General features: G+C 62.6%; 7 protein-coding genes. 5 read left to right on the forward strand and 2 right to left on the reverse strand.

What is annotated here, in order from left to right; all coding sequences use genetic code 11:
* Positions 1-788 (reverse strand): cbb3-type cytochrome c oxidase subunit I (locus tag EN939_RS16515; protein WP_206528297.1); only part of this gene is annotated, 788 nt, incomplete at its 3' end.
* Between the two features lie 15 nt (positions 789-803).
* Entirely contained in the window at positions 804-1,973 is a 1,170-nt protein-coding gene (gene cyoA / locus EN939_RS16520; protein ID WP_127268837.1) for a ubiquinol oxidase subunit II, read from the reverse strand.
* 167 nt (positions 1,974-2,140) lie between these two features.
* Here cyoA and EN939_RS16525 point away from each other — a divergent pair, with 167 nt between their 5' ends.
* The 5 genes from EN939_RS16525 to EN939_RS16545 form a co-directional block, all read left to right on the forward strand.
* The gene (locus tag EN939_RS16525) at positions 2,141-3,454 is read left to right on the forward strand and encodes an MFS transporter (RefSeq protein WP_127268838.1); all 1,314 of its coding nucleotides are present in this window, start codon (positions 2,141-2,143) and stop codon (positions 3,452-3,454) included.
* 38 nt (positions 3,455-3,492) lie between these two features.
* A complete protein-coding gene (locus tag EN939_RS16530; protein ID WP_164748993.1) occupies positions 3,493-4,773 on the forward strand; it encodes an ATP-binding protein in 1,281 nt (426 codons plus the stop codon).
* Entirely contained in the window at positions 4,763-5,296 is a 534-nt protein-coding gene (locus EN939_RS16535; RefSeq protein WP_023812014.1) for a response regulator transcription factor, read from the forward strand. The genes EN939_RS16530 and EN939_RS16535 overlap by 11 nt, the downstream gene beginning before the upstream one ends.
* 158 nt (positions 5,297-5,454) lie before the next feature.
* Positions 5,455-5,970, forward strand: a complete 516-nt coding sequence (locus EN939_RS16540) for a sigma-70 family RNA polymerase sigma factor (protein WP_236383399.1) — start codon at positions 5,455-5,457, stop codon at positions 5,968-5,970.
* Positions 5,967-6,455, forward strand: a 489-nt coding sequence (locus EN939_RS16545; protein WP_164751028.1) for an anti-sigma factor family protein, incomplete at its 3' end; no start/stop codon positions are given. The genes EN939_RS16540 and EN939_RS16545, both read left to right, overlap by 4 nt.

Genomic DNA, 6,455 nt, shown 5'->3' on the forward strand with positions numbered 1-6,455 from the left:
AGAAGGGCCAGCACCGCCGTCAGCACCGGGAAGGCGGCGACGATGAGCACATTGGTGCAGAGCGCGGTCCAGGTGAAGATCGGCATTCTCATCATGGTCATGCCAGGCGCGCGCATCTTGACGATGGTGCAGACCAGGTTCACGCCCGACAGCAGCGTGCCGACGCCCGCCACCTGCAGGGCCCAGATATAGTAATCGACACCGACATCGGGACTGTAGCCGATCCCCGACAACGGCGGATAGGCAAGCCAGCCGGTGCGGGCGAATTCGCCGACGAACAGCGACATCATGACGATGACCGCGCCGCCGACCGTCATCCAGAAGCTGAAATTGTTGAGGAACGGAAACGACACGTCGCGCGCGCCGATCTGCAGCGGGACGACGAAATTCATCAGGCCCGTCACCAGCGGCATCGCCACGAAGAAGATCATGATCACGCCGTGCGCGGTGAAGATCTGGTCGTAGTGATGCGAATTGAGATAGCCTTCCGAACCGCCGAAGGCCATCGCCTGCTGGAGCCGCATCATGATGGCGTCGCTGAAGCCGCGCAGCAGCATGACGATGCCGAGCACCATGTACATCACGCCGATGCGCTTGTGGTCGACGCTGGTGAACCATTCGCGCCACAGATAGCCCCAGAGCTTGAAATAGGTCAGCGCGCCGACGAGGGCGATGCCGCCCAGCGCGACGACTATGAAGGTCGCGACCACGATGGGCTCGTGCAGCGGCAGCGACTCGAGCGTAAGCCGGCCGAAGATCGCCTTGAGAAGAGCAGGATTGTCGAACATGTCTTGCGTGGCGCCTCAGGAGTTGAAGGGCGACCGAAGCGTGCCGGTTGCGGAAGGTGACGGCAGTCGGATCGACAGGGGCAGTGGCCGTTGCAGACCAGCGCCGACGATCGGCGTCGAGGTCATCGGCGTGAAGGATTGATCGGCCTTCGAAGCCGCCAGTGCTTCTTCGGTCGTGCATATGCTGGCGACATAGGATGGGGCAGGGCCGAATATCGTGCCGCGCCGGGCGAACTTGTCGTACAGTAGCGGAAGGGTGTTGCGGATGCCGGCCATTCCCAGACCGCCCTTGGCATCGATCTGCGACATCTCGCTCATGCACATCTTGCCGGGCTCGACGCACATGTTGAGGATCGCCTTGTAGAGATCGGCATCCACCGCCGCATAGTGGCGCACGGGTTGGTTCTCGCTGGGCTGTTCGAGCTCCAGATAGCCGTTTCGGTCGAGCTTGCCGCCGCCGTCCTTTGCCTTCGCGATCCATGCCTGGAAACCGGCGTCGTCCAGGCCGTGGAACGCGAACCGCATTCCCGAGAAGCCGGCGCCGCTGTAGTTGGCGGAGAACCCTTCATAGTCGCCGGACTTGTTTATGACGGCGTGCAGCCTGGTTTCCATACCCGGCATTGCATAGATCTGGCCGGCCAGTGCTGGAATGTAGAAGGAGTTCATCACCGATGCGGAGGTGATGCGAAAGCTGATCGGCCGGTCGACCGGCGCAGCCAGTTCGTTGACCATGGCGACGCCGTACTCCGGATAGATGAACAGCCATTTCCAGTCGAGCGCGACGACTTCGACCTCAAGCGGACGCACGTCCGGCGGCAGCGGCTTGCCGGCCGCTACACGTCCGATCGGACGATAGGGGTCGAGCAGATGGGTGCCCATCCAGGTCACTGCGCCCAGGCAGATTATGATCAGAAGCGGCACCGCCCAAATGACGAGTTCGAGATGGGTCGAGTGGTCCCAATCCGGCTCGTAGCGCGCCTCGCGGTTGGACTGGCGGTATCGCCAGGCAAAGAATATGGTGAGAGCCATCACCGGTATGATGACGATCAGCATCAGTGCCGTGGACACCATCAGCAGGTCGCGCTGCTGCGCGGCGACGTCGCCGGCAGGGTTCATGACGACCATGCTGCAGGAGCCGAGCGATGCCAGCAGGGGCAGCAGGAAAAGGGTACGGAGACGGCTCAATGTATGACCTGTCGGTTGTTCCCCCCAGTGCTAGCCGTACCGCGGCAATGAAGGCATTGGACAATTTGTCCAATGCCGCAATGACGCGGCAGGCCTCATCAAAGCACCTGGCCCGCGCACATGGCAAGCGATCGTAATGAGACCGCGGCGGGGCGACGGAGAATGCTGTGAGCCCAACTTCTAAGATCGAAGCCGACGCAAGACGGATCAACGCGCGGCATCATGAAGTGAAGCCCGGCGAAATCGCCGTTGGCGTCATCATCGGCAGGACGTCGGAATTCTTCGACTTCTTCGTCTACGCGATCGCTTCCGTCATCGTTTTTCCGAAGCTCGTATTTCCTTATGCCGACCCGTTGACCGGCACGCTCTACTCCTTCGCCATCTTCGCGCTTGCCTTCATCGCGCGGCCGATCGGCACGGCGATCTTCACCGCGCTCGACCGCGCCTACGGACGCAGCGCCAAGCTCACCATCGCGCTGTTCCTGCTGGGGACCTCGACCGTGTCGATCGCCTTCGTGCCCGGTTACGACCAGATCGGCCAGGCTTCGGCCTGGCTGCTGGCCATGTTCCGGATCGGTCAGGGACTGGCGCTGGGCGGGACATGGGACGGACTTGCCTCGCTGCTGGCGTTGAATGCGCCCGAAAAGCGCCGCGGCTGGTATGCGATGATCCCGCAGCTGGGCGCACCACTCGGGCTCATCGTTGCCAGCGCCCTGTTTGCATATTTCGTCGGCAACCTGTCGGCCGAAGACTTCTTCAGCTGGGGCTGGCGCTACCCGTTCTTCGTCGCCTTCGCCATCAATGTCGTCGCCCTGTTCGCACGGCTGCGCATCGTGGTGACGCCGGAATACACCAAACTGTTCGAAGGCCAGGAACTGGAGCCGACTTCCGTCCGCGAGACGTTGCGCGCCGAAGGGCGCACTGTCGTGCTCGGCGCCTTCGCGCCGCTGGCGAGTTTCGCCCTGTTCCACATGGTGACGGTGTTTCCTCTGTCCTGGATTTTCCTGTTCACGCGCGAGGGACCGGCACGGTTCCTCGTCATCGAGACGATCGGAGCTTTCTTCGGCCTGGCGGCAATCGCGATCTCGGGCTTCGTCGCCGACCGGGTTGGGCGCTGGCCCTTGCTCGGAGGCTCGGCGGTGGCCATTGCCGTGTTCAGCGGTTTCGCGCCACAGCTGCTCGATGGCGGCTTCGTCGGAGAGTCCGTCTTCATGGTCTTGGGCTTCGTCCTGCTCGGCCTGTCGTTCGGCCAGTCTTCAGGAGCACTCGCCTCGAACTTTTCAAAGACCTACCGCTATACAGGGGCGGCGCTGACCTCGGATCTCGCCTGGCTGTTCGGGGCGGGCTTCGCCCCCATAGTCGCCCTGTTCCTGTCCGCCCATTTCGGGCTGATCTCATCAGGCGCCTATCTGTTGTCGGGAGCGCTATGCACGTTGCTTGCGCTGAGACTCAACCAGCGCCTGGATCGGACGCCCGCTTGAGTGACCTGCTTGGCCAGGGCTGGGGACCTCCCGGCCCAATGACGTTGCACGACAAGACCAACAAACAGAATTTTCTGCTTCTGATTCAACTGCGCTGGATCGCGGTCGGTGGTCAGATCGTGACGATCCTGTTCGTCCGCTACGTGCTCGGCATTGGATTGCCGCTGGTCCCGATGGCGGTGGTGATCCTGCTGCTGATCGCTCTCAATGTCGCCAGCCTGCGCCGGCACAGCAGCCAGGACGCGATCACCAACACCGAGCTGTTTCTTGGACTGCTGCTCGACGTCACCGCGTTGACGGTCCAGCTTTACCTGAGCGGCGGCGCGTCCAATCCCTTCATTTCGCTTTACCTGCTCCAGGTCATCCTGGGCGCGGTGCTGCTGGAGACATGGTCGGTTTGGGCGCTTGTCTTCATTGCAAGCACGTGCTTCATCGCGCTGACTACTTTTTACCGTGAGATCAGCCTGCCCGCCGCACACGGGGCCGGGCTGTTCAGCCTGCACATCCAGGGCATGTTCATCTGTTTCGTCCTGGCGGCAACGCTTCTGGTGCTGTTCATCACCAGGGTCCAGAACAACATTCGCACCCGCGACGCCCATCTTGCGGATTTGCGCCAGCAGTCGGCGGAGGAGGCTCACATCGTCAGGATGGGCCTGCTCGCCTCCGGTGCCGCGCATGAGCTCGGCACGCCGCTGGCCACGCTTTCCGTCATCCTCAATGACTGGCAGCGCATGCCGGCTCTCGAGGCAGATCCGGATCTGGCGCAGGAAATCCGGGAGATGCAGGGCCAGTTGGACCGTTGCAAGAAGATCGTTTCGGGAATCCTGATGTCGTCGGGCGAATTGCGCGGCGAAGGCACGGTTCGCACCTCCGTCGACGCCTTCCTGGCGGAGCTGGTGGCCGAATGGAAGTCGACACGGCTGCCGCAAGGCTTCGAATACACCAGGCGTTTCGGCGCCAACCAGGAGATCGTCTCCGATCCCGCGCTCAAACAGGTGATGTTCAATGTACTGGACAACGCACTTGAAGCGTCGCCTCTATGGGTGGGGTTGACCGTCAGCCGCCAGGCGGACGATCTCATCATCGAAGTTGTCGACGTGGGACCGGGATTTGAAGAAGCCATGCTTGCTGAATTCGGCAAGCCCTATACGTCGACCAAGAACCGGCCAGGTAGCGGGCTCGGCCTGTTTCTGGTCGTCAATGTCATCCGCAAGCTGGGGGGTACCGTCACCGTAAGAAATAGAACCGAGGGGGGAGCTTCGGTTACGTTGCATCTGCCACTGGCTGCTCTGTCTCCACGAGGGCACAATGCCGACTAAACGCACGCTGTTGATCGTCGAGGACGATATCGCCTTTGCCAACGCACTGCGCCGGTCTTTCGAACGGCGTGATTACGAAACGCATAGCTGCCGGAGCGTCGACGGCGTGCATGCGCTGATCGGCACCGTTGCCTTCCAATATGCCGTCGTCGATCTCAAGCTCGCCAGCGGCTCGGGCCTGGAATGCGTCAGGGCGCTGCACGAGCACGATCCTGAAATGCGGATCGTCGTGTTGACCGGCTTTGCAAGCATCGCCACCGCTGTCGAGGCGATCAAGCTCGGCGCCTGCCAGTATCTCGCCAAACCCGCCAACACCGACGACATTGAAGCCGCTTTCGGCCAGGTCGAGGGCAATGCTTCGGTGCCGCTCGCCGAGCGACCAACCTCGATAAAGAACCTCGAATGGGAGCGCATCCACGAAATGCTGGTGGAGGCCGACTTCAACATTTCCGAGACAGCACGACGGTTGGGCATGCACCGCCGGACGCTGGCGAGGAAGCTGGAGAAGAGGCGTGTGAAGTAGGCACGATCTACCGGGCATCGCACATCGTGCCGATACCAATGATAAAATTGATGCCGGCAACAATCGTTACATTCGAACGATGTCCTCCGAAGGGAAAAAATTGGCAGGGCAGGGATTAAAATCCCCACATGCTCCGTAAACAGGACATGAAACCGTCAATGCCACGTTTTGACATCATAGGACAGCTCGGTTCGCTGCGCCGCTATGCGCGCTCGCTGACGCGCGACAGCACCGACGCCGAGGATCTTGTCCATGACGCGCTGGTGCGCGCTTATGAGCGGCGCAGCACGTTCCGCTCCGGCGGAAACCTGCGCGCGTGGCTGCTGTCGATCGTCCACAACACCTTCATCGACAAGATGCGGTCCCGCAAGTCCGAAGCGTCGCGCGTCGAACAGGCTGGATACCTGGCCGACGGCAGCACGCCGGCACCACAGGAACATTCGGTGCGCCTGGCGCAGGTGCGCGAGGCTTTTTTCAGCCTGCCGGAAGAACAGCGTTCAGCGCTGCACCTCGTCGCCATCGAAGGCCTCTCCTATCAACAGGCCGCCGATGCCAGCGGCGTGCCGCTCGGCACGCTGATGTCCCGCATCGGCAGGGCGCGCGCCGCACTGCGCGAGATGGAGGAGCCGGCGAAGGCAAAAAACCACCTCAGGATCGTTGGAGGCCCGTCATGACCGCAACTGTCGATCCCGTGACCGATATCGACCTCGACGCCTATGTCGACGACCAGGTCGACGTCACCCGCCGCATCGAGGTCGAAGCATTCTTGTCCGCTCGCCCGGAGGCGGCGGCGCGTGTGATGTCGGATCTCAGGACCCGCGATGAACTGCGCGTGGCGCTTGCCGGCTCCAAGGGCATGGCGCGCCCTGCGACCGCCGATGCCGCGCGGCGGCTGGAGAGGGGGCTTGCCCGCGGCCGGCTCTTCGGCGTGTTGCAGCGCGCGGCGGCGGTAGCCGGCTTCGTCGCCGCCGGCTGGCTGGCAAACGGCATCATCGGGCCGATGTCGGTGACCAAGGTCGTCGCCTCGCCGCAGCCGCCCGCCTATGTCGATGAGGCGGTGCAGGCCCACAGGACGACGCTGGTGCGCGAGAGCATGCCATCGCAGGCGGAAACGCCCAATTACAACGCCGGCGAAATCCGCGCCGCCACTGCCATCGTC

Source organism: Mesorhizobium sp. M7A.F.Ca.CA.002.05.1.1 (genome assembly GCF_003998335.1).
Classification (GTDB): Bacteria; Pseudomonadota; Alphaproteobacteria; order Rhizobiales; family Rhizobiaceae; genus Mesorhizobium.

Bases quoted from the DNA above. Each gene is read 5' to 3' on its own strand.
- EN939_RS16530 (WP_164748993.1), top strand. From the start codon at position 3,493: ATGACGTTGCACGACAAGACCAACAAACAGAATTTTCTGCTTCTGATT.
- EN939_RS16535 (WP_023812014.1), top strand. From the start codon at position 4,763: ATGCCGACTAAACGCACGCTGTTGATCGTCGAGGACGATATCGCCTTT.
- EN939_RS16540 (WP_236383399.1), top strand. From the start codon at position 5,455: ATGCCACGTTTTGACATCATAGGACAGCTCGGTTCGCTGCGCCGCTAT.